This is a genomic window from Kocuria sediminis, from assembly GCF_009735315.1.
GTDB classification, from domain to species: domain Bacteria; phylum Actinomycetota; class Actinomycetes; order Actinomycetales; family Micrococcaceae; genus Kocuria; species Kocuria turfanensis.
The window spans coordinates 155607-179925 of the sequence record NZ_WOGU01000010.1 but is presented as its reverse complement, the minus strand read 5'-3'; the positions used below and the strand labels follow the sequence as shown (position 1 = coordinate 179925).

The following is a 24319-nucleotide window of genomic DNA, read 5'->3' as shown; positions in this document are numbered from 1 at the left end:
ACAGGCGATCCATCAACCAAACAAAACATTTGGCATCAACAAACATGGCACACTATTGAGTTCTCAAACAACAGACCGGTCAGCGTGTCCCGTTGGACACCGTGCTCCCGGAGTGCTCTGCAACCTTAGCCTTCCCGGTCGGTCCGGTCAATCTCGGGTGAACACTTGGTGACCCGATCGTGACTGGAGCCGCCGTCCGGCGAAGCTCGCAAGCCGCCACCCTAGCACGTTCCCGGTGCCTCGCGGCGCGCTGGCCGTCCGGTCCGGAGTGGTGTGGGTGGGGCGCCGTCCCGTGGTGCTCCCGGAGGAGTTCCTCGCCGCGACGACTCGGAAGAAGTTACCCGGTTTGCCCACGCCGTGCAACCCGCCGGTTCGGTGTTCCGCACCGCCGGGCGGGAGCGGAAAGGGGCCCGGGTCCGAAGACCCAGGCCCCTCCCCGGTGCACCGGCCGTGTCCCCGCCGGGACGACCGGTCCGGGCTCAGTGCTCGGCCGGCTTGAGGTAGAGCACCGCGAGCGGCGGAACGGTCAGCACGGCGGAGGCCGGGTTGCCGTTGTGGGCGCCCTCGGTCGCGCTCACCCGCCCGAGGTTGCCCACTCCCGAACCACCGAAGTGCTCCGAGTCGGTGTTGAGCACCTCCTGCCACTCGCCGGCCCACGGCAGGCCCAGCCGGAAGTTCTCGTGCGGGTTGCCGGCGAAGTTGGCGACGCACACCAGCGGGTTGCCCTGCTCGTCCCACCGGGTGAAGGACAGCGTGTTGCGCCCGGCGTCGGCGGCGTCGATCCACTCGAAGCCGGCCGGGTTGTTGTCCCGCTCGTACAGCGCCGGGGTGTCACGGTAGATCGTGTTCAGGGTGCGCACGAGCTCCTGGACGCCCTTGTGCGGCGGGGTCTCGGAGAGCCACCAGTCGAGTCCGTGCTCCTGGGACCACTCGGACTCCTGGGCGTACTCGGTGCCCATGAAGATCAGCTGCTTGCCGGGGTGGGCCCACATGAACGCGAGGTAGGCGCGGACGTTGGCCAGCTGCTGCCACCGGTCCCCGGGCATCTTGCGCAGCAGCGAGCCCTTGCCGTAGACGACCTCGTCGTGGGAGATCGGCAGCAGGAAGTTCTCCGAGAAGGCGTAGACGAGCGAGAACGTGAGCTTGTTGTGGTGGTAGTACCGGTTGATCGGGTCCTCGGCCATGTACTCGAGGGTGTCGTGCATCCACCCCATGTTCCACTTCAGCCCGAAGCCCAGTCCGTCGGCGTCGGTGGGCCGGGTCACCCCCGGGTAGGAGGTCGACTCCTCGGCGATCATGACGATCCCCGGGGTGCGCTTGTAGGCCGTGGCGTTGGCCTCCTTGAGGAACGCGATGGCCTCGAGGTTCTCGCGGCCACCGTAGACGTTCGGCTCCCACTCCCCCTCGTTGCGCGAGTAGTCCAGGTAGAGCATCGAGGCCACGGCGTCCACGCGCAGCCCGTCGATGTGGAACTCCTCCAGCCAGTAGGAGGCGTTGGCCACCAGGAAGTTGCGGACCTCGTTGCGGCCGTAGTCGGGGATCAGGGTCCCCCAGTCCTTGTGCTCGCCGCGGCGGGGATCGGCGTGCTCGTACAGGGGCTCCCCGTCGAACCGGGCCAGGGCCCACTCGTCCTTGGGGAAGTGCCCCGGGACCCAGTCCACGATCACGCCGATGCCGGCCTGGTGGAGCTGGTCCACGAGGTAGCGGAACTCGTCCGGGCTGCCGAACCGGGAGGACGGCGCGTAGTACGAGGTGACCTGGTAGCCCCAGGACCCGCCGAACGGGTGCTCCGCCACAGGCATGAACTCCACGTGCGTGAAGCCCTGCCACGTGAGGTACTCGACGAGCTCCTTGGCGAGGTCCTTGTAGCCCAGACCCATCCGCCACGAGCCGATGTGCAGCTCGTAGACGCTCATCGGGGCGTTGTGGGGGTCGGTGGCCGCGCGGCGGGCCAGCCAGGCGTCGTCCTGGAACTCGTAGGTCGACTCGAAGACGCGCGACGCGGTCGAGGGCGGGACCTCGGTGCCGAAGGCCATGGGGTCGGCCTTCTCCCGCCAGCCGCCGTCCCGGCCGAGGATGCGGAACTTGTAGGTGGCGCCGGAGCCCAGCCCCGGCACGAAGAGCTCCCACACGCCCGAGGAGCCGAGGGAGCGCATGGCGTGCTCGCTGCCGTCCCAGCCGTTGAAGTCCCCGATGACGCGCACGGCCTGGGCGTTGGGCGCCCACACGGCGAAGCTCACGCCGGTGATGTCCCCCAGGGCGGAGGGATAGCGGCGCACGTGGGCGCCGAGGACGGTCCACAGCGTCTCGTGCCGCCCCTCCCCGATCAGGTGCAGGTCGAGCTCGCCCAGCGTGGGGGCGAAGCGGTAGGGGTCGTCCGTCCGCTGCGGCTCGAGGTCCCGGTAGGTGACCTCCACCCGGTAGTCGGGGATCCGGCCCGGCTCGTGGGCCGGGACCACACCCGTGAAGATGCCGCCCCACTCGTGCTCGAGCTCGAAGGTGCCGTCCTGCGTGACCACGGCGACCGCCGTGGCGAACCGGCGCAGGGTGCGCACCGTGACGCTGCCGTCCGGGTTCAGGTGGGCGCCCAGGATCCCGTGCGGGTTGTGGTGGCGGCCCTCGGAGACGGCGGCGAGCACGTGCTCCGGCACGGGGACGGGCCCTGCCGGGGCGACGTCGTGGCCGGCCGCCTGGACGGGGTCGGATCGGTCCTGCGGGGTGCTGGCGGTCACTGCGTCCTCGATTTCCGTTCCCGGTTCCGCCGCAGCGAGCCGCGCGGAACGGGACCTGTCGTCGTCATGGCCGGTGCCGGACGCGGAGTCCGCGCCGGCGGGTTCAGGGTTCACGCTACGCGACCGCAGATCGTCCAGGAAACGGCGCACCGCTCCGGCCGGCACGCCCAGCCAGTCGGGCCGGTTGCGCTGCTCGTAGACGACCTCGTAGAGCGCCTTGTCCAGCCACAGCGCCAGGAACAGCGGCGAGTCGCGGTCCACGACGTGCCCGGCGCCCTGCTCGTAGCCGGACAGGAAGGCCTCGGCGGTCCGGCGGCCCCACTCCTCGGTGTCTCCCGCCCCGGCGCGCGCCCCGAACGCCGCCGCGTAGTCGAAGGAGCGGAGCATGCCCACGACGTCGCGCAGGGCCACGTCCGGCCGGGTGCGCTCCTCGATCGGGCGCAGCGGCTCGCCCTCGAAGTCCAGGACCTTGAACTGGCCCTCCTCCGTCTGGAGGACCTGGCCCAGGTGGTAGTCCCCGTGGACGCGCTGCAGCGGGGGCAGGTCGGTCACGCCGTCGAGGGAGCCCAGCAGCGCGTCGAGGGCCTCCGAGTGCTCGGCGAACAGGGACCCGGTCTCCGTCCGGGCCCAGCGGAGGCGCCCGGCGAGGCCGTCCAGCAGGCGGGTGCGGGCCGCGTCGTCGGGGGCCTCCGCGCCGAAGGCGCGAGCCAGGTCCCGGTGCACGCGGGCGGTGGTGCGGCCCAGCTCCCGGGCCTCGTCGGTGAAGTCGGCGCCCTGCTCGGCGGCCTCGACGGCCCGGCCCCAGGCGTCGGCAGACCCGGCGAGGAACTCGGTGGCGACCGCGAGCTGGCCCTCCGCGGCGGCGAGACCGGTGCGCCAGCGGGCGTCGAGCCAGCCGAACGTGGCCGGGACCGCGGGGCAGCCGAGGGCGGTGAGCTCACGGCCGACCTCCACGTCCGGGTTGGTGCCCTCCCCCACCACCCGGAAGAACTTCACGATGACGGCGTCGGCGTGCGAGCGGCCCGCCGGCGGGGTGATGATCACCGAGGAGTTGGACTGCTCGCTGGAGATCACCCGGACCTGGGCCCGGGACTCCACGGCGTAGGGCACGCGCAGCGCGTCCCCGTGCGCACCGGTCAGGGACAGCCCGAGCGGTCCGCTGCCGGCCGTCCCCTGCTGCTGCATGAGCTCGAGCGCGGCGCCCACGAAGGCGGGGTCCCCGACGCCGTCGTAGACCCAGAACCCGGCCACCGCGCCGTCGGCCCCGGGCACGGGCAGACCGGTGCGGTCGGCCACCGCGCGCCCGGCCCGCGCCGCGCGGTCCTTGAGCTTGCGCGCCGCCCGCAGCGGAGCGGGGGCCTGCTCCGCGCCCGGCGCGGCCGCCTGCCCGGCACCGGCGTCCGCCGGGGTCGCGGGCTCCGCCACGAGGAACCGCTCGGCGCCCTCGAGGGGCGCCGCACGGAAGGTCAGCGGCACCTGGAGCAGCTCGGCGCGGTCCCCCGCCGTGGCCTCCACGAGCAGCACCCGGGCCGTGCCGCCCGCCCGCTCCGGGAGGTCGAGCTGGGCGAGGACCCGCAGGTCCGCGCCCGCGCCGCCGTCCGCGAAGGGGAACCAGCGCTGCTTCGGCAACCACTGCCGCAGGAGGTCGAGGAGCTCGTCGGGGTGCTGGTCGGTCATGGGATCGGGTCCTTCCGGGGCGGGCGGGGTGGTGGCCGGACGCGCGGTCGCGCTCAGGACGTCTTGGCGGGCGTGATGATCGGCAGGGCCGTGGTCTGCGGGTGCGTGCCGTCGTCGCGGCGGGCCGCGCGCAGCCGCAGCCAGAAGAAGTCCTGGCTGCCGAGGGTGATCCGGTACTCCCCGGCCTCGTCCACCTCCCCGAACAGGTCGCCGCCGAAGAGCTCGCGCAGCCCGCGACCCGCGAACTGCGGCAGCCGGATGCGGGCGCACGCGGGGGTGTGGGCCAGGTTGAACAGGCACAGCACCGTCTCGCCGCGGCCGTCCTCGGTCTCCTCGTCGGGCAGCACCCGCAGGAACGCGAGCACGGAGTCGTGGTCGGTCTCCACGTTGACGTAGCTGCCCAGCCCGAACGCCGGGTGCGCCTTGCGCACCGCCAGCATCTGGCGCATCCAGTGCAGCAGGGACGACGACGACGCCAGCTGCGCCTCCACGTTGACCTGGTTGTAGTGGTAGACCAGCGACTGGACGACGGGCAGGTACAGCTTGCCCGGGTCGGCCTTGGAGAACCCGGCGTTGCGGTCCGGGGTCCACTGCATCGGGGTGCGGGAGGCGTCGCGGTCGTCGAGCCAGATGTTGTCCCCCATCCCGATCTCGTCGCCGTAGTACAGGAACGGGCTGCCCGGCAGGGACAGGAGCAGGGCGTGGATGAGCTCGATCTCCGCACGGGAGTTGTCCAGCAGGGGCGCCAGCCGGCGGCGGATGCCCACGTTGGCGCGCATCCGGGAGTCCGGGGCGTACCAGCCCAGCATCGCCTGGCGCTCCTCGGTGGTGACCATCTCGAGCGTCAGCTCGTCGTGGTTGCGCAGGAACGTGCCCCACTGGGTCCCGCGCGGGATGTCGGGCGTCTCCTGCATGGTGTCCACGATCGGGGCGGCCTTCTGGTCCCGCAGCGCGTAGAAGATCCGCGGCATGATCGGGAAGTGGAAGCACATGTGGCACTCCGGGTCCTGCTCGGTCCCGAAGTACTCGACCACCTCGTGCGGCATCTGGTTCGCCTCGGCGATCACCACACGCCCCGGGTACTCCTCGTCGATCATCCGGCGCAGCTGCACGAGGAAGTCGTGGGTGCCGGGGAGGTTCTCGCAGTTGGTCCCGTCCTCCTCGATCAGGTACGGGATCGCGTCGGCCCGGAAGCCGTCGATGCCCATGTCCAGCCAGAACTTCACCACGTCGTGGACGGCCTCGACGACGGCGGGGTTCTCGAAGTTGAGGTCGGGCTGGTGGGAGAAGAACCGGTGCCAGAAGAACTGGCGGCGGATCGGGTCGAACGTCCAGTTCGACTCCTCGGTGTCCACGAAGATGATCCGGGCGTCCTGGTACAGCTCGTCCGTGTCCGACCAGACGTAGAAGTCGCCGTAGGGGCCCTCGGGGTCCTCGCGGGAGGCCTGGAACCACGGGTGCTGGTCGCTCGTGTGGTTGAGCGGGAGGTCGATGATCACGCGCAGACCGCGGGCGTGGGCCTCGGCCACCAGGCGCTTGAAGTCGCTGATCGTGCCGAACTCGTCGAGGACCGAGTAGTAGTCCGAGATGTCGTAGCCGCCGTCGCGCAGCGGCGACTCGAAGAACGGCGGCAGCCACAGGCAGTCGATCCCCAGCCACTGGAGGTAGTCCAGCTTGTCGATCAGACCGGAGAAGTCGCCGGAGCCGTCACCGTTGGCGTCGGAGAACGCCCGGACGAGGACCTCGTAGAACACCGCTTTGCGGAACCAGTCGGGGTCGTGGGAGATGCCGGGGGCGTTGAGCGAGTACGGCGAGATGCTCATGCGGGGGTGCCGCCTTTCGGGCAGGTGGGTCGGAGGCCTTCGGGTGGGAAGGGGGCCCTCCCGGGTGGCGCTGCCCGGGAGGGCCCCGACGGGGTCCGGCAGATCCCCTACTTGACGTTGCGCCGGATGTGCAGGACGTGCGCGGGGTCGTGGTGCGGGTCGAGGCGCACGTAGTTGTGCGTGCCCCACTTCCAGGAGTGGCCGCTGAGCAGGTCGTCCACCCAGAAGCTGCCGTCCTCGTTGAAGTCGGCGTCGTCCAGGTTCAGGGACTCCAGGTCGAGCCACACCGTGCCCTCGCGGGTCGCGTGCGGGTCCACGTTGACGACCACGATGATCGTGTCCTTGTAGGCCGAGCCCCCGTGCCGCACCGTCTTGGTCTTCGAGTACGCGACCAGGGCGTCGTCGGACGTGGACTGCACCGTCAGGTTCTGCAGGTCGCCCAGCGAGGCGTGCCGGCGGCGGATCTCGTTGAGCCGCGTCAGGTACGGGGCCAGGGACTCGCCGCGCTCCTCCGCCCCGGCGAAGTCGCGGGGCCGGTACTGGTACTTCTCGTTGTCCACGTACTCCTCGGCGCCCTGCCGGGCCACGTGCTCGAAGAGCTCGTAGCCGGCGTAGACGCCCCACAGCGGGGAGCCCGTGGCCGCCAGCACCGCGCGGATCCGGAAGGCCGCCGGACCGCCGAACTGGAGGTACTCCGTGAGGATGTCCGGGGTGTTCACGAAGAAGTTCGGCCGGTACACCGCCGAGGTCTCGTGGCTGACCTCGTGCAGGTACTCCTCGATCTCCTTCTTGGTGTTGCGCCAGGTGAAGTAGGAGTAGGACTGCTGGAAGCCCACGCGGGCGAGGCCCTGCATCATGGCGGGGCGGGTGAACGCCTCGGCCAGGAAGACGACCTCGGGGTGCTGGGCGTTGACGGTGCCGATCAGCCACTCCCAGAACCACAGGGGCTTGGTGTGCGGGTTGTCCACCCGGAAGATCTTCACGCCGTGGGAGATCCACAGCTCCACGATCCGCAGCACCTCGAGGGACAGCCCCTCGGGGTCGTTGTCGAAGTTGATCGGGTAGATGTCCTGGTACTTCTTCGGCGGGTTCTCGGCGTAGGCGATCGAGCCGTCGGCCCGGGTGGTGAACCACTCCGGGTGCGCCGTGACCCAGGGGTGGTCCGGGGACGCCTGCAGGGCGAGGTCCAGGGCGACCTCGAGGCCGAGGTCGGCGGCGCGGGCCACGAACCCGTCGAAGTCCTCGAACGTGCCGAGGTCCGGGTGGATCGTGTCGTGCCCGCCCTCGGGGGCGCCGATGGCCCATGGGGACCCGGGGTCCTGGGGGCCGGCCACGAGCGTGTTGTTGGGGCCCTTGCGGTGGGCGCGGCCGATCGGGTGGATCGGGGGCAGGTACACCACGTCGAAGCCCATCCCGGCCACGGCCTCGAGCCGCTCGGAGGCGGTCCGGAAGTTCCCGGAGGTCCACGTCCCGGTCTCGGGGTCGAGGACGGCGCCCTCGGAGCGCGGGAAGAACTCGTACCAGGACCCGCGGCCGGCGGCGGTGCGCTCGACCTTCAGCGGATAGCGGCGGCTCTCGGTGACGAGGTCGCGCAGCGGGCGCTCGGCGACCACGGCCAGGACCTCGGCCGAGGTGCCGGCCTCGAGCCGGTGCTCGGCGGGCAGCTCCTGGTTGCCGAGCGTGCGGGAGGCGGCGCGGAACAGCTCGACGTCGGAGTCCGGGCGCCCGGGCTCCGCGGCGGCGCGGTCGAAGAGGACCACGCCCTCGGCCATCATCAGCTCGACGTCCTGGCCCACGCCGACCTTGATCTCGGCGGCGTGCCGCCAGGTCTCGTAGAGATCGCCCCAGCCCTCGACGGCGAAGGTCCAGGCGCCCTCGGAGGTCGGGGTCAGCCACGCCTCGTAGCGGTCGGTGCCGGGGGTGGTCAGGCGCATGGGCACCCGCTCGGTCTCGGTGTCCTGCGGGTCGTAGAGCACCGCGGTGACGCCGAGGGCGTCGTGGCCCTCCCGGAACACGGTGGCGCCCACCCGGATCGACTCGCCCGGCACGGCCTTGGCCGGGAAGCGCCCGTCCTCGACCACGGGGCTCACGCCGACGATCGGGATCCGCCCGTAGACCAGGTCCTCGCGGGAGAACGCGGACCCGGCGGCCTTCCGGCGCGTGGCCGGGGCCTTGCGCGTGGTCGTGGCCTTCTTCGTCGTCGACGTCCGCGCGGCCGGGGTCTTCGCCGTGGAGGTCTTCGCGGTCGACGTCCTCGCCGAGGACGTCTTGGCGGTGGAGGTCTTCGCCGTGGACGTCTTGGCGGTGGACGTCCTGGCCGTCGACGTCTTCGGGGTCGAGGTCCTGCGCGCGCGAGTGCTGGGCTCGGCGGCGGGGACCACGGAGATGCCCGGCTCGTCCTCCACGGACGCGGCGTCCGCGGCCGGGGCCGGGGCCTTCCGGGCGGTCGAGGCCCTGCGGCGCGCCGGGGCCTTCTTCGGCGGCTGCTCGGCCGGAACTGCGGTCCCGTCGCCGGGAACGGCCGCCTCGGCGGCGGGAGTCGTCGGGAGGTCGGGGGCGGACGTGCCGGCCGGGCTCGCGGCCGGGTCGGACGGGGACGGCGTGTTGGCTTGGCTCACCTGGAACACGTTAGCGACAAACCCCGCGATCGTTAAGCCCGCTGTCGAAGGGCGCGGCGGTGTCCCCGTCCCTGCGGGCGCGCCCGGCGCGCCGGGGAGACGACCGGGCGAGGACACGGCCGATTCCCGGCGGGTCACCGGTAGTCTGACCGCGTGAAGGCAATCCGTAGATTCACCGTGCGCACCGTGCTGCCGGAGTCCATCGCCCCTCTGAGCCGCCTCGCGAGGAACCTCCGCTGGTCCTGGCACCGGCCGACCGAACAGCTGTTCGCGGACCTGAACCCGCAGGCCTGGGAGACCGTGCACGGCGACCCGGTCAAGCTGCTGGGCTCCCTCACCCGGGAGGAGATCCAGCAGATCGCCGAGGACCCCGCCACCGTGCGGCGGATCGAGGAGCTCGACGCCGACCTGGAGTGCTACCTCACCGACGAGCTGTGGTACCAGAAGACCCAGACCGAGGACGCCCCCCGGGCCATCGCCTACTTCTCGGCCGAGTACGGTGTGACCTCCGTGCTGCCCCAGTACTCGGGCGGGCTGGGCATCCTCGCCGGGGACCACCTCAAGAGCGCCTCGGATCTCGGCGTGCCGGTCGTGGGCGTGGGCCTGTTCTACCAGCACGGGTACTTCAAGCAGTCGCTCTCCCGCGACGCCTGGCAGCAGGAGTCCTACCCGGTGCTCGACCCGGACGGGATGCCCCTGGCCCTGCTGCGGGAGAAGGACGGGACGCCCGCGCGGATCACCCTGCCGCTGCCCAACGGGCGCTCGCTGTCCGCGCAGATCTGGCGCGCCGACGTGGGGCGCGTACCGCTGCTCCTGCTCGACTCCGACATCCCGGACAACGACGACCACGCCCGCAGCGTCACCGACCGCCTCTACGGCGGCGGCGGCGACCACCGGCTGCAGCAGGAGCTGCTGCTCGGGATGGGCGGGATCCGCGCTCTGCGCACGTTCTCGCGGCTGACCGGGGCACCGGCCCCGGAGGTCTTCCACTGCAACGAGGGCCACGCCGGGTTCCTGGGCATCGAGCGGATCGCGGAGCTCATGGACCCCGCCGACGGGAGCGAGCCGCTGACCTGGGACGAGGCCCTGGCCTCGGTGCGCTCGGCGACCGTGTTCACGACCCACACCCCGGTGCCCGCGGGCATCGACCGGTTCGAGCGGGCGCAGATCGAGCACTTCTTCAACGCCGGTCTCGCCCCGGCCGTCCCCACGGCCAACGTCCTGTCCCTGGGCGCGGAGGACTACGACGACGGCGACCCGTCCAAGTTCAACATGGCGGTGATGGGCCTGCGCCTGGCCCAGCGCGCCAACGGCGTGGCCAAGCTGCACGGCGTGGTCTCCCGCGGCATGTTCCGGGGGCTGTGGCCGGGCTTCGACGAGGACGAGGTGCCGATCGGATCCATCACCAACGGCGTGCACGTCATGACGTGGATCGACCCCCGCATGGCGGAGCTCGCCCTGGACCCGATGGGCTCCGACCTCAACCGGGCCGCACGGTGGCGGCGGATCTACGGGGTGGACGACGCCGAGCTGTGGGCGGTGCGCCGGGAGCTGCGCACCCGCCTGGTGGAGGACGTCCGGGCCCGGCTGCGGGCTTCCTGGAAGAAGCGCGGTCTGGCGGACGCCGAGCTCGGCTGGACCGACTCGGTCCTCGACCCCGGGGTGCTGACGATCGGCTTCGCCCGCCGGGTGCCCACCTACAAGCGGCTCACGCTCATGCTGCGGGACCCGCAGCGGCTCAAGAAGATCCTGCTGGACCCGGAGCGCCCGGTGCAGCTCGTGGTCGCGGGGAAGTCCCACCCGGCGGACGAGCAGGGCAAGCGGCTGATCCAGGACCTCGTGCGCTTCACGGACGACCCGGAGGTGCGCCACCGGATCGTCTTCCTGCCCAACTACGACATCGCGATGGCCCGGACCCTGTTCCCCGGCTGCGACGTGTGGCTGAACAACCCGCTGCGCCCGCTGGAGGCCTGCGGCACCTCGGGGATGAAGGCCGCCCTCAACGGCGGGCTGAACTTGTCGGTGCTGGACGGCTGGTGGGACGAGATGTACGACGGCCAGAACGGCTGGGCCATCCCCACCGCGGACGAGGGCGCCCACCCGGACGAGCGCGACGACATCGAGGCGGCCGCCCTCTACGAGCTGATCGAGAACCACGTGGCACCCCGCTTCTACGGGGAGACGGGCGACGCCTCCGAGCCGGGCACGGACGTGGTGCCGCACCAGTGGCTGGCCATGGTCCGGCACACCCTGGCCACGCTCGGCCCCCGCGTCTCGGCCAAGCGGATGCTCGAGGACTACGTGCGGGACCTCTACGTCCCGGCGGCCGTCTCCGGGCGCCGGGCCGCCGAGGACGGGCACGCCGCCGCGCGCGCGAAGTCCCGCTGGATCGGGCGCGTGCGCCAGGCCTGGGGCCAGGTCTCGGTGGAGCACGTCGACACCGAGGGCGTGGCCCAGGACCCGCAGATCGGCGACGAGCTCTCCGTGTGCGCCTACGTCACCCTCGGCTCGCTGGCCCCGGAGGACGTCTGCGCGGAGATCGGCTACGGCCGCGTCTCGGAGACCGACCACATCCACGAGCGCAAGTACGCGACCCTGCGCCCCACCGGCGACCTCGGGGGCGGGCGGCACAAGTTCTGCGGGACGATCACCGTGGACCGCTCCGGGCCCTTCGGCTACACCGTGCGGGTGCTGCCGGCCCACCCCCACCTCGCCGACAAGGCGGAGCTGGGGCTCGTGGCGAACGCCTGAGCCCGGCCCGGCAGGACCGGGCCGGCACAGCCGGAGGGCCGCACCCGCGCACGGGTGCGGCCCTCCTGCCGTGCCGGTCCGGCGCGCCTCAGAGGAGCCGGAACAGGGTGACCGAGTTGGCGGGCACGCCCTGGGGCCGCCCGGCGCGGTAGCGGGCGCCGTAGCGGCCGTGCAGGACCGAGGCGGTGCTGTGCACCAGGGCGTAGACGCCCTCCGAGGCCCGCAGCGGGTGCTCCTCCTCGTCGGGGCGCAGCAGCTGCGTGACGTCCGGGAACGTGATCGCCATGTCGGCGCTCGCGCCGTTGACCACCATCAGCCCCGAGACCCGTCCGCCGCGCGAGCCGATCAGCACCTGGATGGTGCGGGCGCCGGGGGCCTGCCAGTCGGTCGCGGTCATGGGCGAGCCGTCCGGGCCGAACCAGTGCATCATCACCTCGTCCGGCCGGGTCGGGAAGTGGGACGGCTGCCCGGCGAGGAACTCGCCGCGCACGGCCACGAGGGAACGGGTCGCGGCCAGCATCGCCCGGTCGGCGGGGGTGTGGCGCCAGTCCACCCAGGAGAGCTCGTTGTCCTGGCAGTAGGCGTTGTTGTTCCCGCCCTGGCTGCGGCCGAACTCGTCCCCGGCGGTGATCATCGGCACGCCCTGGGAGAAGAGCAGAGTGGCCATGACGTTGCGCGCGGTCTGCGCGCGGTCGGCCCGGATCCGCACGTCCCGGGCCGGGCCCTCGACCCCGTGGTTCCAGGAGTGGTTGTCGTTGGTGCCGTCCCGGTTCTTCTCGAGGTTGGCCTGGTTGTGCTTGTTGTCGTAGGACACGAGGTCGGCCAGGGTGAAGCCGTCGTGGGCGGTCACGAAGTTCACGGAGGCCAGGGCGCTGCGCCCCGAGGCGGCGAACAGGTCCGCGGACCCGGTGAGCGCCCCGGCCAGGCGCGAGGCGTTGCCCCCGTCCCCGCCCAGGCTCATGCTGCGCGGGCCGGTGAGCCAGAAGTCGCGCACGGTGTCCCGGAAGCGGTCGTTCCAGTCGGCCCACCCCTCGGGGAAGTGCCCCGTCTGCCATCCGCCCATGCCCACGTCCCACGGCTCGGCGATGAGCTTGGTGCCGAACAGCGCGGGGTCCGCGTTCACGGCGACCAGGAAGGGGTGGTTGCGGGTGAAGCGGTGGCGCTCGTCGCGGGCCAGCTCGGGGGCGAGGTCGAAGCGGAAGCCGTCCACGTGGCAGCGCTCCACCCAGTAGCGCAGGGAGTCCAGGGCCATCTGCACCACGCGGGGGTTGCCGAAGTTCACCGAGTTGCCGCACCCGGTGACGTCCACGTAGCGGCCGTCGTCGCCGTGCCGGTAGTAGGCCTCGTCGCCGAGGCCGCGCCAGCAGTAGGCGGGCTCGGCCTGACCGGCCTCGGCCGTGTGGTTGTAGACCACGTCGAGGTAGACCTCGAGGCCGGCCCGGTGCAGGTCGCGGACCATGGTCTTGAACTCGTCGAGCACGCCCTGGGGGCCGCGGGCGCGGGCGGCCTCGGTGGCGTAGCCGGCGTGCGGGGCGAAGAAGCCCAGCGTGTTGTAGCCCCAGTAGTTGCTCAGCCCCAGGGCCGTGAGGTGGGGCTCGTCCAGGTGGGCGTGCACGGGCAGCAGCTCCACGGCCGTGACGCCCAGCGAGGTGAGGTAGTCGGTCATCACCGGGTGGGCCAGGCCGGCGTACGTGCCCCGGAGGTGTTCGGGGATCTCGGGGTGCAGGGCGGTGAGGCCCTTGACGTGCGCCTCGTAGATCACCGTGTCCCGCCACGCGGTGGCCGGCGGGCGGTCCTCGTCCCAGTCGAAGTCCTGCTGGGCGATCACGGAGACGTAGCGTCCCCCGTAGGCGTCGGGGCCCGGGTTCTCGACGCCCTCCGGCGGGGCCACGCGGCGCAGGCCCTTCCCGTAGGGGTCGAGCAGGACCTGTTGGTCGGAGGGGTCCGGGCCGCGGCGGCGGGCGGCCACCGGCGAGTCCGCGGGCACGAAGCCGTACTCCGTGCCGACGGGCAGCGCGGGGGTCTCGTCCCGGTGCAGCATGTACGCGAAGCCCGTCTCGGAGAGCCGCTGCTGCTCGGCCGGGGGGATCGTCCCGTGGTGCACCCCGCCGGTCCGCCCCGTCAGCCGGCGCCGCTGCCAGCGCCCGCCCGGCAGCCGGAAGACGATGTCGAGATCCGGCACGCCGGGGGCGTAGACGGCCACGTTGGCGCTGCCGTCGCGCTCGTGGGAGGGGTGCACTCCCAGCGGGTACGGGTGGGAGACGTAGGTCCGGCCGGTGTCCTGCCGCCGGGGCTCAGGAACCAGCACGGCGTCGCGACACCTCGTACAGGGTGATGCCCACGGCCATCGAGGCGTTGAGGGACTCCATGGCGGAGTCGATGGGGATGGAGACCACCTGGTCGCAGTTCTCGGTGACCAGCCGGGACAGGCCCTTGCCCTCGGCGCCGACCACGATCACGAGCGGTTCGGTGGCGAGCTCGAGCCCGGGCAGCTGGACGTCGCCGTCGCCGTCGAGCCCGATCACGAAGTAGCCCATGCCCTTGAGCTCCTCGAGCGCGCGGTTCAGGTTGGCCGCCTTCGCCACGGGCACGCGGGCGGCGGCGCCGGCGCTGGTCTTCCAGGCGGAGGCGGTGACGCCCACGGAGCGGCGCTCGGGGACGATGACCGCGTTGCCGGAGAAGGCCGACGCGCTGCGGATGATGGCCCCGAGGTTGCGCGGATCGGTGATCCCGTCGAGGGCGATCAGCAGCGGCGGGCGGCGGATGTGCCGCTTCTCCCACTGGGTCATGAGCCGGCGGGCGGTCTCCACGGCGTCCTCGTACTCGTAGGCCGGCACCTGCAGGGCCACGCCCTGGTGCACGGCGTCGCTGGTGAGCCGGTCGAGCTCGGACTTGGAGGCCTCGAGGATCGTGATGCCGCGCTCGGCGCAGATCTGCAGGATCTCCCGCACGCGGTCGTCCACGTCGATCTTGCTGGCCGCGTAGAGGGCCTTGGCGGGGATGTCCGCCCGCAGCGCCTCGACCACCGAGTTCCGCCCGGTGACGAGGTCCTCCTGGACCTTGCCGCGGGTGCGGGAGGCAGCCCGGCCGCCCGAGGGCTGGCGGCGCTCGGCGGCCTTCTTCATCTTGTGCGCCTTGTGGTACGGGCGGTCCTCGGCCTTCGGCGTCGGTCCCCGCCCCTCGAGCGCCTTGCGGCCGTGGCCGCCGGTGCCCACGAGGGGGCCCTTCTTGTTCTTGCGGATCGCACCGGGGCGCTTGGGGGCTGGCATGGGATTCCTCTGTTTCGGTCGGGGGTGGGTGGGGGCCGGCTCAGGCCACGGACCAGGCGGCGCCGTCGGCGCCGTCCCGGACCGCGACGCCGGCCGCGGCGAGCTCGTCCCGGATGGCGTCGGCACGGGCCCAGTCCTTGGCGGCGCGGGCCTGCTCGCGCTGGGCCAGCAGGGAGCGCACGAGGGCGTCGAGGGCGGCGTGCTCGGCGGCGTTGCCGCCGGCCCCGCCGAGGTCCATGAGCCCGGTCAGCCCGAGGACGTCGGTCATGGCCCGCACGGCGCGGGCGGGCGCGGACGGGTCACCGCCGTCGGCGAGCGCGGAGTTGCCCGCCCGCACGGCCTCGTGCAGGGCCGCGAGGGCCTGGGGCACGTTGAGGTCGTCGTCCATGGCCTCCTGGAAGGCCGCCGGCACGTCGGCAGGCGTCCAGGCGAGGTCGAGTCCGGAGTCCGCGGCGTGGCGCAGGAAGGACTCGACGCGCTCCACCGCGGCGGCGGCCTCCGTCAGGGAGGTGGGCCGGTAGTCCAGCACGGAGCGGTAGTGGGCCTGCCCGAGGTAGTAGCGCACGGCGAGCGGGCGGGCCGCGGCGAGCATGTCCGCTGGTGAGACCGTGTTGCCGATCGACTTGGACATCTTCTCGCCCGCGGAGGTGACCAGGCCGTTGTGCAACCAGAAGTTTGCGAAGCGCTGCCCGGCCGCGGCCGACTGGGCGAGCTCGTTCTCGTGGTGGGGGAAGCGCAGGTCCAGGCCGCCGCCGTGGATGTCGAAGTGCTCTCCGAGGTACTTCCCGGCCATCGCGGAGCACTCGAGGTGCCAGCCGGGCCGGCCGGCGCCCCACGGGGAGTCCCAGCGCGCGGTCTCCGGCTCGCCGGCCTTGTGCCCCTTCCACAGGGCGAAGTCGCGGGGGTCGCGCTTGCCGCGCGGGTCGGCGTCCGGGGCGTCCTGCATGTCGTCCACCGACTGGTGGGTGAGCTCCCCGTAGCGGGCCCAGGAGCGGACGTCGAAGTAGACGTCGCCCGAGCCGTCCGGGGCCGGATAGGCGTGCCCGGCGTCGACGAGGGCCCGGATCAGGGCGTGCATCTCCGGGACGTGGCCGGTGGCGCGCGGCTCGTAGGTGGGCCGGGCGATGCCGATGGCGTCGTAGGCGGCGTTGAAGACCTGCTCGAACCGGTAGGCCAGCGCCCACCACGGCTCGCGGGGGTGGTCGCCGGTGTAGTCGGGGTCGAACGAGGCCGCGGCGTTGGCGAGGATCTTGTCGTCGATGTCGGTGACGTTGCGCACCGTGGTGACCCGGTGGCCGCGGAACTCCAGCCAGCGCGCCAGCAGGTCGAAGACGAGCGCGGAGCGCACGTGCCCGATGTGCGGCATCCCCTGGACGGTGGCACCGCAGTAGTACAGACGCGCCTCACCAGGGTGGACGGGCTCGAAGTCCCGCACGGAGGCGGTGGCGGTGTCGTAGAAGCGCAGAGTCACACGGCCCATCATAAGGGCGCGCGCCCGCGGGACGGTCAGGCTCCGCCCGCTCCCCCGGCGACGACCAGGGCCGTGGCCACGGCCGCGAGCCCCTCGCCCCGGCCCGGGAACCCGAGGTGGTCCGAGGTCGTGGCGCTGACCGTCACGGGGGCGCCGGCCGCGGCGCTGAGGGCGGCCTCGGCCTCGGCACGGCGGGGCGCGAAGCGCGGCCGCTCGCCGACCAGCTGCACGGCCACGTTGCCGATCTCGAAGCCGGCCGCCCGCACGATCCGGGCCGCCTCGGCGAGGATGTGCAGCCCCGAGGCGCCCTGCATCTCGGGCCGGTCCACGCCGAAGTTGGAGCCCAGGTCCCCGGTGCCGGAGGCCGAGAACAGGGCGTCGGCGGCGGCGTGGGCCACGACGTCCCCGTCCGAGTGGCCAGCGAGGCCCCGCTCCCCCGGCCACTCGAGCCCGGCGACCCACAGCGGGGTGCCCTCGGGTCCGAAGGCGTGGACGTCCACGGCGATGCCGGTGCGGGGCAGGTTCACGGGCTCAGCGCTCCTCGGGGGTGGTGGCGGTCGAGGGCTCGGCGGCGACCGGGACCGTGCCGGCCGCGCCGGGCGCCCGTCCCCGGAGCACGGCCTCGGCCAGCACGAGGTCGAGGGGCCGGGTGATCTTGAAGGCGTGCTCGTGGCCCGGGACCGTCCGGACGGCGACCCCGGGGGCGTGGGTCTCCACGAGCGAGGCGTCGTCGGTGACGGTCTCCGGGTCCGTGCCGGCCTCGGCGGCGGCGCGGTCGACCGCGCGCAGCAGGGCGAGGTCGAAGCCCTGGGGGGTCTGCACCGCGCGCAGGACCGTCCGGTCCACGGTCCCCAGCGAGCGGCCGGCCTCGTCGACCCGGCGCATCGTGTCCGCGACGGGGAGCACCGGCACCACGGCCCGCTCGCCCGAGCGCACGCGCCGGACCACGGACCGGAAGACCTCGGGCGGGGTCAGGCACCGCGCGGCGTCGTGGACCAGCACCCCGGTGCACTCCGGGCCGGTGCGCTCCAGGACGGCCAGGGCCGCCCGGACCGACGCGGCGCGGGAGGCGCCGCCGGTCACGGGCACCGCCCCGTGCGCCCGGGCGAGGGCGGACAGGGCGACGTCGCCGGCGGGGACCGTGACGAACACCCGGTCGGCGATTCCGGCCTCGGCGACACCGCGCAGGGCGTGCTCCAGCAGGGGTCTGCCGTCCAGCGGTACGAGGGCCTTGGGGATGCCGTGCCCGAGCCGGGTGCCGGACCCGGCCGCCACGACGACGACGGCGAACCCGCCCTCCGGAGAGGGCGGGTTCGCCGTCGTGGGCCGTGGCCCGTTCCCGGTCACGGGGAGGTCAGGACGCCAGGATGTCGTCGAGGCGCTTCTCGGCCTCTTCTTCGTCGATCTTCTTGGCGAGGGCGAGCTCGGAGGTGAGGATCTGGCGGGCCTTCGTCAGCATCCGCTTCTCCCCCGCCGAGAGCCCGCGGTCGCGGTCCCGGCGCCACAGGTCGCGCACGACCTCGGCGACCTTCAGGACGTCGCCCGAGGCGAGCTTCTCGAGGTTGGCCTTGTAGCGCCGGGACCAGTTGCTGGCCTCCTCGGTGTCCTTCGCCTGCAGGACCGAGATGACCTTCTTCAGCCCGTCCTCGTCGACGACGTCGCGAACGCCCACCAGGTCCACGTTCTCCGCGGGGACCTCGATGACCAGATCGCCCTGGGTCACCTTGAGCTTGAGATACATCTTCTCTTCGCCCTTGACGGTGCGGGTCTTGATCTCCTCGATGGTCGCCGCGCCGTGGTGCGGGTAGACAACCGTCTCGCCAACCTCAAAAACCATATGGAAATACCCCTTTCAGAACGTCCATTCTAACACGGTGTAGGATTCGCCGATCCGTCGTGACCTGCCCCCGGGCGCCCGGCGATGCGGACGATCCGTCGGCAAACGGATAAGCTGGTGGGGACATCGTCCTGAGCTCCCGAGGAGTACGCGCCGTGAAGACCGCCGCCCGCAAGTCCCTGAAGCGCGCAGGCCTCAGTGCCGCCGCCGTGGCCGCCCTGCTCACCGCCAGCGGGTGCAGCGCCATCAACCCGGTGGCCACCGCCGAGGTGGGCTACGCGCCCGCGGACGGCATCGTGGTGGAGATGGGCGACCTGAAGGCCACCGATCTGCTCATCGTGGCCGAGAGCGCCGAGGCCGAGGGCCGGCTGCTGGGCAGCCTCACCAACAGCGGCGACCAGGACATGACCGTCACGGTGGACGCCGACGGCGCCACGGGCGAGATCCCCGTCCCCGCCGGGACCACGCTGAAGCTGGCCGAGACCGAGCCCGTGCTCCTCGACCCGGCCGGTGCCATGCCGGGCCTGATGGTCCAGACCGAGATCAGCGCCGCCGGCGAGTCCGTGACCGAGTCCGTGCCGGTGCTCGACCACACCTTCCCCCGCTACGCCGAGTACATCCCCGGCGGGGCCCCGACCACCCCGGCCAACCCGTCCAACGTCCCGGCGAAGCCCGGCGACGAGGCCTTCGTGGGAGGCCAGCAGGCCGACGAGCACTGACCCACCGCCAGGCGCACGGGCAGGGCCCGGGACCCGCACCGCGGGTCCCGGGCCCTTTCCGGTGCACCGGCGCGGTGGCTCCCGCCCCGGGCGCTCAGGCCTCGAACTTGTAGCCCAGGCCGCGCACCGTGACCAGGTGCCGGGGCGCGGAGGGGTCGGGCTCGATCTTGGCGCGCAGGCGCTTGACGTGGACGTCGAGGGTCTTGGTGTCCCCCACGTAGTCGGAGCCCCAGACCCGGTCGATGAGCTGCCCGCGGGTGAGCACCCGGCCCGCGTTGCGCAGCAGCATCTCCAGCAGCTCGAACTCCTTGAGCGGCATGGCCACCTGCTCCCCGTTGACGCTCACCACGTGGCGCTCCACGTCCATCCGCACCGGGCCGGCCTGCACGGTGGCCGTCACGAGCTCCTCGGGCTCCGCCTGGCGGCGCAGCACGGCGCGGATCCGGGCCACGAGCTCGCGCGAGGAGTAGGGCTTGGTGACGTAGTCGTCGGCGCCCAGCTCCAGCCCCACCACCTTGTCGATCTCGGCGTCCTTGGCGGTGAGCATGATGATCGGCACCGAGGAGCGCTGCCGCACCTGCCGGCACACCTCGGTGCCGGACTGCCCGGGGAGCATGAGGTCCAGCAGCAGCAGGTCGGCCCCGGCCCGGTCGAACTCCGTGACGGCGTCGACGCCGTTGTCCACGACCTGCACCTCGAACCCCTCCTTCCCCAGCAGGTAGGAGAGGGGGTCGCTGAGGGATTCCTCGTCCTCGACGATCAGGATGCGGGTCACTGTCGGTCCTCCGTGCTCCCGGTCCGGCGCGCGGGGGCGGCCGGCCGTGGGGTCGTGGTGGCTGGTTCGGGTCGCGCCGTCGCGGGCGCCGGTGGGGCGGACGTCGCGGAGGCCGCCGGGGCGGTCTCCTCGGGCTCGTCGGCGCCCTCGATCTGGGGGATGCGCAGGGTGAAGGTGGAGCCGCGGCCCGGCTGCGACCACACGGTGGCCTCCCCGCCGTGCTGCGACATGACGTGCTTGACGATGCTCAGGCCCAGCCCCGTCCCGCCCGTGCGCCGGGAGCGGGCCGCGTCCACGCGGTAGAAGCGCTCGAAGATCCGGTCCTGCTCCTCCTCGGGGATGCCCGGGCCCTGGTCGGTGACCGAGATCTGCGCCATGCCGTCCCGCTCGCGCACGCCGACGCCCACGCGGGTGCCCTCCGGGGAGTAGTGCACCGCGTTGTCGATGAGGTTGCGCAGGGCCGTGACCAGCAGGTCGGGGTCGCCGAACACGGGCCGGGTCACGCGGCCGCCGACCACCAGCTCGATCCGCTTGTTCTCGGCCGGGAACCGGTTGCGGTCCACGGCGTCGGCGATCACCTGGTTGAGGTCCACGGGCCGGCCCTCGGTGACGACGTCGGCGCTCTGCAGGCGGGAGAGCTCGATGATGTCCTGCACCAGGGCGGTGAGCCGCACGGATTCCTTGTGCAGCCGCTGGGCGAAGCGGCGCACGGCCTCCTCGTCCTCGGCCGCGTCCTCGATCGCCTCGGCCAGCAGCCCGATCGCCCCCACCGGGGTCTTCAGCTCGTGCGAGACGTTGGCCACGAAGTCGTTGCGGATCGACTGCGCCCGGGCGATCTCGGTCTGGTCGTCGGCGAGCAGCAGGATGTACTCCTCGGCGATGGGCGCCACCCGGACGTCGAGCACCACGGCACCGGTCTGGAAGGGCCCGCGGGACAGCTCCACCCGCCGCTCCTCAATGACCCCGCTGCGCCGGGCGCGGCGGATCATCTCCAGCATCTGCTCGTGCACCACGGTGTGCCCGCGGACCAGGCCGAACGCGTAGGCGGCCGGGGAGGCGCGCACCACGCCGTCGACGCCGTCCACCACCACGTAGGCGCGCCCGATCACGGCGAGGACGTCCGCGGTGCCGTCCGGCAGGGTGGGCTCCTGCACGTCGGCGCGGGCGCGGCGGCCGCGGCCGCTCAGCCGCAGGCCGATCAGACCGCTCACCCCCAGGGCGAAGCCGAGCAGGCCGGCGACGACGGCGATGGCAGTTGGACTCACGGATCCAGCTTAGGCTTCCGCCGGCGCGGGGAGGTCTCCCCGGGCGTCACGAGCTACAGGTTCAACGAACGTTCACCCTAAGATGAGCGGAAGTTCACTCCTGGCTGTGACCGTGGCGGCGGGTGTGCTCGCACCTCGCCCCCTCGTCATCCGTTCCGCCCCGCGCCGCACCCCGGCCGCGGGCCCCGGACGTGCCGCATCTCGAAAGGACACACCCGTGCGCAAGGTTTTCCAGGCAGAACTCCACCAGGTCGGGGAGGAGCTCATCCAGATCGCGACCCTGGTGCGCGAGGCCCTCGCCCGCGCCAAGGACGCCCTCCTCGACGCGGACATCGAGCTGGCCGAGGAGGTCATCTCCAACGACGCCCGGATCGACTTCCTGCAGAACGACCTCGACGAGCGCTCGATCGACATCCTCGCCCTGCAGAGCCCCGTGGCCTCGGACCTGCGGATGATCGTGGGGGCGCTGCGGATGAGCGCCTCCCTCGAGCGCGCCGGGGACCTGGCCCGCCACCTGGCCCAGGCCGTCCGCCTGCGCTACCCGGACCCGGTCATCCCCGAGCCGCTCGTGGAGACGTTCACCCGCATGTTCGACCTCGACCTGCAGATCGTGGACCGCGTCATCCAGGTGCTGCAGACCCGCGACCTCTCCCTGGCCGACGACATCTACGCCCTCAAGGGCGAGGTCAACGCGCTGCACCAGTCGGTGTTCGACGCCCTGGCCGCCCCCACCTGGGACTGCTCGGTGCCCACGGCCGTGGACGTCACCCTGTGCTCCCGCTACCTCGAGCGGATCGGCGACCACGGCGTCTCGGTGACCCGCAAGGTCTCCTACCTCGTGACCGGGGACTGGGTCCCCGCCAGCTCCGACCGCCCGACCGGCCACGGGCACGTGGGCCGCGACGGCGGCGAGTGAGTCCCCGCCCGGGCGCGGCGCGGTCCGCCCCCGGGAACGCCGAAGGGCCGGTCCCACCGCTGCGGTGGGACCGGCCCTTCGGCGTGCGGCGGTGCCGGGCCTACTTCTTGCCCTGGTTGGCGACCGCCTGGATCGAGCTGGCGGCGGCCTCCGGGTCGAGGTACTGGCCGCCGGCCACCACGGGGCGCAGGTCCTCGTCCAGCTCGTAGTAGAGCGGGATGCCCGTGGGGATGTTCAGCGCCGCGATGTCGTCGTCGGAGATGCCGTCCAGGTGCTTCACCAGCGCGCGCAGCGAGTTGCCGTGCGCCGCCACGAGCACGGTGCGCCCGGCCTGCAGGTCGGGCACGATCTCCTGCTCCCAGTAGGGCATGAAGCGGTCGAGGACGTCCTTGAGGCACTCGGTGCGGGGGGCGTCCTGCACGTCGGCGTACCGGGGGTCCCCGGCCTGGGAGTACTGGTCGGAGTCGTCCAGCTCGGGCGGCGGGACGTCGTAGGAGCGCCGCCAGGTCATGAACTGCTCGTCGCCGTACTCCTCGCGGACCTGGGTCTTGTCCTTGCCCTGCAGCGCGCCGTAGTGGCGCTCGTTGAGCCGCCACGACCGCTTCACGGGGATCCAGTGCCGGTCCGCCCGGTCCAGCGCGAGGTGCGCCGTGGTGATCGCCCGGCGCAGCAGCGAGGTGTGGAGGACGTCCGGGGCGATGCCCTTCTCCACGAGCAGCTCGCCACCGCGGACGGCCTCCTCCCGCCCCTTGTCGGTGAGGTCCACGTCAACCCACCCGGTGAACAGGTTCTTCTCGTTCCAGTCGGACTGTCCGTGGCGGAGCAGGACGAGCTTGTACGGTGCTGATTCGGTAGCCATGGCCTCATTCTTCCATCCGGGCGCGGGCCCGGGACACGCGGGCGCCACGGGGCGGGTCACCAGCTGTTGGGCCCCTTGGACTCCAGGCCCACGGCCGGGCGGACGTCGGCGAGGTAGACGCCCACGGCCGTGCCCGCGATGAGCAGGACGAACAGGCTGGGCCGCAGCAGCAGCAGGGTGAAGACCGTGAACGCGAGGGACCCGCCGGTCAGGGCGAGCCAGAACCCCTTGGTGCGCTTGAACGCGCGCTGGAACTGCACCGGCGCCTTGGTCAGGCAGTCGACGAAGGCCCACACGGCCAGGCCGGCGACGACCAGCGCGAGGGCGATGTCGATGAATCGCACGAGATAGAAGACCCAGGGAATGTCCACGGTCCCAGCCTACCGGTCGATCGCGCGCAGGGCGTGGTCGAGGTCCTCCCAGAGGTCCTCGACGTTCTCGATGCCCACCGACAGCCGCAGCAGCGTCTCCGGCACGCTGCGCGGCTCCTCGTGGTGCCGGCGCCGGCGCTCGATCAGCGACTCGACCCCGCCCAGGGAGGTCGCGGGGGTCCACACCCGCAGCCGGTCCACCGCCGCCTCGACCGCGTCGACGTCCCCCGCGGGCACGATGGCCACGATCGCGCCGAAGCCGTCCATCTGCGCGGCGGCGCGCTCGTGCCCCGGGTCCCCGGGCAGACCGGGGTAGCGGACCTCGAGCACGGCCGGGTGCTCCTGCAGCCGGCGGGCGAGCTCGCCGGCCGTCGCCGCGGAGCGCTCGATCCGCAGCGCGAGGGTCCGCATCCCCCGCAGCGCGAGCCAGGCCTCGAACGGGCCCGGGATCGCCCCGTGCAGCGAGCGGTGCGCCCTCAGCCGGTCCCGCAGGCCGGGGTCGGAGGTGACGGCCGCCCCCAGCACGACGTCGGAGTGCCCGGCCAGGTACTTGGTCACCGAGTGCACGACCACGTCGGCGCCGTGCTCCAGCGGGCGCTGCACGAGGGGCGTGGCGAAGGTGTTGTCCACGCACGTGAGCACACCGCGCTCCCGGGCCGCGGCCAGCAGCGCCGGGAGGTCGGCGACCTCGAGCATGGGGTTGGTGGGGCTCTCCAGCCACAGCAGGTCCGCGGCGCCGAGGGCGGCCACGACCTCCTCGGTGTCCGCGACGTCCACGGTCACGATGGTCAGCAGCCCGCGCGCCTCGAGGTCCTTGGCCAGGGCCAGGGAGCCCTGGTAGCTGTGCCGGGGCATGACCAGGCGCCCGCCCGCGGGGAGGAGGGACAGCACCGACGCGATCGCCGCCAGGCCCGAGGCGTAGAGCAGCCCCGGCTGCCCGGCCCCCTCGAGCCGGGCCAGGACCTCCTCCATGTCCTCCCACGTGGGGTTGCTGTAGCGGCCGTAGGCGCGGTCGGCGGCGTCGAGGCCGCCGGATCCGCGGTACGTGGAGGTCAGGACGATGGAGGGCCCCACCGGGGCGTCGTGCTCCGGTGCGGGCCGCCCGCCGGCCACCACCACGGTGTCCGGGCGCAGGGCGTCGGTGGAGTGGGCGGACGGGGTCTCGGGGCGCGCAGTCATGCTCACAGGCTATCGGCCCGCCGGGTCCCCAGCGGCAGCCCGCGGAGCGCTCCCTGT

Annotated in this window: 17 protein-coding genes; 3 read left to right on the top strand and 14 right to left on the bottom strand. The window is 72.7% G+C overall.

Annotated elements, in window-relative coordinates; translation table 11 throughout:
- Window positions 1-479 precede the first annotated feature (479 nt).
- The 3 genes from glgB to GMA12_RS13135 all read right to left on the bottom strand — a co-directional run bounded on the left by glgB (window position 480) and on the right by GMA12_RS13135 (window position 8859).
- Entirely contained in the window at window positions 480-4409 is a 3930-nt protein-coding gene (glgB, locus tag GMA12_RS13145; RefSeq protein WP_156269919.1) for a 1,4-alpha-glucan branching protein GlgB, read from the bottom strand.
- A gap of 53 nt (window positions 4410-4462) precedes the next feature.
- Complete coding sequence (gene treS, locus GMA12_RS13140; RefSeq protein WP_156269918.1) at window positions 4463-6232, bottom strand: maltose alpha-D-glucosyltransferase; 1770 nt, start codon at window positions 6230-6232, stop codon at window positions 4463-4465.
- 107 nt (window positions 6233-6339) lie between these two features.
- Window positions 6340-8859, bottom strand: a complete 2520-nt coding sequence (locus GMA12_RS13135; RefSeq protein ID WP_370831548.1) for a maltotransferase domain-containing protein — start codon at window positions 8857-8859, stop codon at window positions 6340-6342.
- 144 nt (window positions 8860-9003) lie between these two features.
- On the opposite strand from GMA12_RS13135, the gene glgP reads away from it, so the two are divergent.
- Window positions 9004-11601: an alpha-glucan family phosphorylase gene (gene glgP, locus GMA12_RS13130; RefSeq protein ID WP_162459827.1), complete on the top strand. Its 2598-nt coding sequence runs from the start codon at window positions 9004-9006 to the stop codon at window positions 11599-11601.
- Between the two features lie 88 nt (window positions 11602-11689).
- Here glgP and glgX read toward each other — a convergent pair whose 3' ends face one another.
- Genes glgX through GMA12_RS13100 form a run of 6 tightly spaced genes read right to left on the bottom strand, consistent with a single transcriptional unit; the run spans window position 11690 to window position 18178 of the window.
- Window positions 11690-13909, bottom strand: coding sequence for a glycogen debranching protein GlgX (gene glgX / locus GMA12_RS13125; RefSeq protein ID WP_162459826.1), 2220 nt, complete (start codon window positions 13907-13909; stop codon window positions 11690-11692).
- The gene (gene rlmB, locus GMA12_RS13120) at window positions 13896-14870 is read right to left on the bottom strand and encodes a 23S rRNA (guanosine(2251)-2'-O)-methyltransferase RlmB (RefSeq protein WP_156269917.1); all 975 of its coding nucleotides are present in this window, start codon (window positions 14868-14870) and stop codon (window positions 13896-13898) included. Before rlmB ends, glgX begins: the two co-directional genes overlap by 14 nt.
- A 40-nt stretch (window positions 14871-14910) precedes the next feature.
- Window positions 14911-16341: a cysteine--tRNA ligase gene (gene cysS / locus GMA12_RS13115; RefSeq protein WP_162459825.1), complete on the bottom strand. Its 1431-nt coding sequence runs from the start codon at window positions 16339-16341 to the stop codon at window positions 14911-14913.
- A 35-nt stretch (window positions 16342-16376) separates the two neighbouring features.
- Window positions 16377-16868 (bottom strand): 2-C-methyl-D-erythritol 2,4-cyclodiphosphate synthase, encoded by a 492-nt coding sequence (gene ispF, locus GMA12_RS13110; protein WP_162459824.1) that lies wholly within the window; start codon window positions 16866-16868, stop codon window positions 16377-16379.
- Window positions 16869-16872: 4 nt separating this feature from the next.
- Window positions 16873-17688 carry a 2-C-methyl-D-erythritol 4-phosphate cytidylyltransferase gene (ispD, locus tag GMA12_RS13105; RefSeq protein WP_162459823.1) on the bottom strand — a complete coding sequence of 272 codons (816 nt, stop codon included), beginning with the start codon at window positions 17686-17688 and terminating at the stop codon, window positions 16873-16875.
- A 7-nt stretch (window positions 17689-17695) separates the two neighbouring features.
- Window positions 17696-18178, bottom strand: a complete 483-nt coding sequence (locus GMA12_RS13100; RefSeq protein ID WP_017831963.1) for a CarD family transcriptional regulator — start codon at window positions 18176-18178, stop codon at window positions 17696-17698.
- Window positions 18179-18333: 155 nt separating this feature from the next.
- Here GMA12_RS13100 and GMA12_RS13095 point away from each other — a divergent pair, with 155 nt between their 5' ends.
- Window positions 18334-18897 (top strand): hypothetical protein, encoded by a 564-nt coding sequence (locus GMA12_RS13095; protein WP_162459822.1) that lies wholly within the window; start codon window positions 18334-18336, stop codon window positions 18895-18897.
- Between the two features lie 94 nt (window positions 18898-18991).
- Here the strand turns inward: GMA12_RS13095 and GMA12_RS13090 are convergent, their stop codons facing one another.
- Entirely contained in the window at window positions 18992-19672 is a 681-nt protein-coding gene (locus GMA12_RS13090) for a winged helix-turn-helix domain-containing protein (protein WP_062736387.1), read from the bottom strand.
- Window positions 19669-20937, bottom strand: coding sequence for a sensor histidine kinase (locus GMA12_RS13085; RefSeq protein ID WP_162459821.1), 1269 nt, complete (start codon window positions 20935-20937; stop codon window positions 19669-19671). Before GMA12_RS13085 ends, GMA12_RS13090 begins: the two co-directional genes overlap by 4 nt.
- Before the next feature lie 217 nt (window positions 20938-21154).
- On the opposite strand from GMA12_RS13085, the gene phoU reads away from it, so the two are divergent.
- Complete coding sequence (phoU, locus tag GMA12_RS13080) at window positions 21155-21853, top strand: phosphate signaling complex protein PhoU (RefSeq protein WP_162459820.1); 699 nt, start codon at window positions 21155-21157, stop codon at window positions 21851-21853.
- Window positions 21854-21953: 100 nt separating this feature from the next.
- Here the strand turns inward: phoU and GMA12_RS13075 are convergent, their stop codons facing one another.
- Genes GMA12_RS13075 through GMA12_RS13065 form a run of 3 tightly spaced genes read right to left on the bottom strand, consistent with a single transcriptional unit; the run spans window position 21954 to window position 24262 of the window.
- Window positions 21954-22712, bottom strand: coding sequence for a phosphoglyceromutase (locus tag GMA12_RS13075; RefSeq protein WP_156269914.1), 759 nt, complete (start codon window positions 22710-22712; stop codon window positions 21954-21956).
- 56 nt (window positions 22713-22768) lie between these two features.
- On the bottom strand, window positions 22769-23083 hold the full coding sequence (locus tag GMA12_RS13070) for a DUF2516 family protein (protein WP_047803014.1): 315 nt from the start codon (window positions 23081-23083) through the stop codon (window positions 22769-22771).
- Window positions 23084-23092: 9 nt separating this feature from the next.
- On the bottom strand, window positions 23093-24262 hold the full coding sequence (locus GMA12_RS13065; protein WP_156269913.1) for a trans-sulfuration enzyme family protein: 1170 nt from the start codon (window positions 24260-24262) through the stop codon (window positions 23093-23095).
- Window positions 24263-24319: the final 57 nt, after the last annotated feature.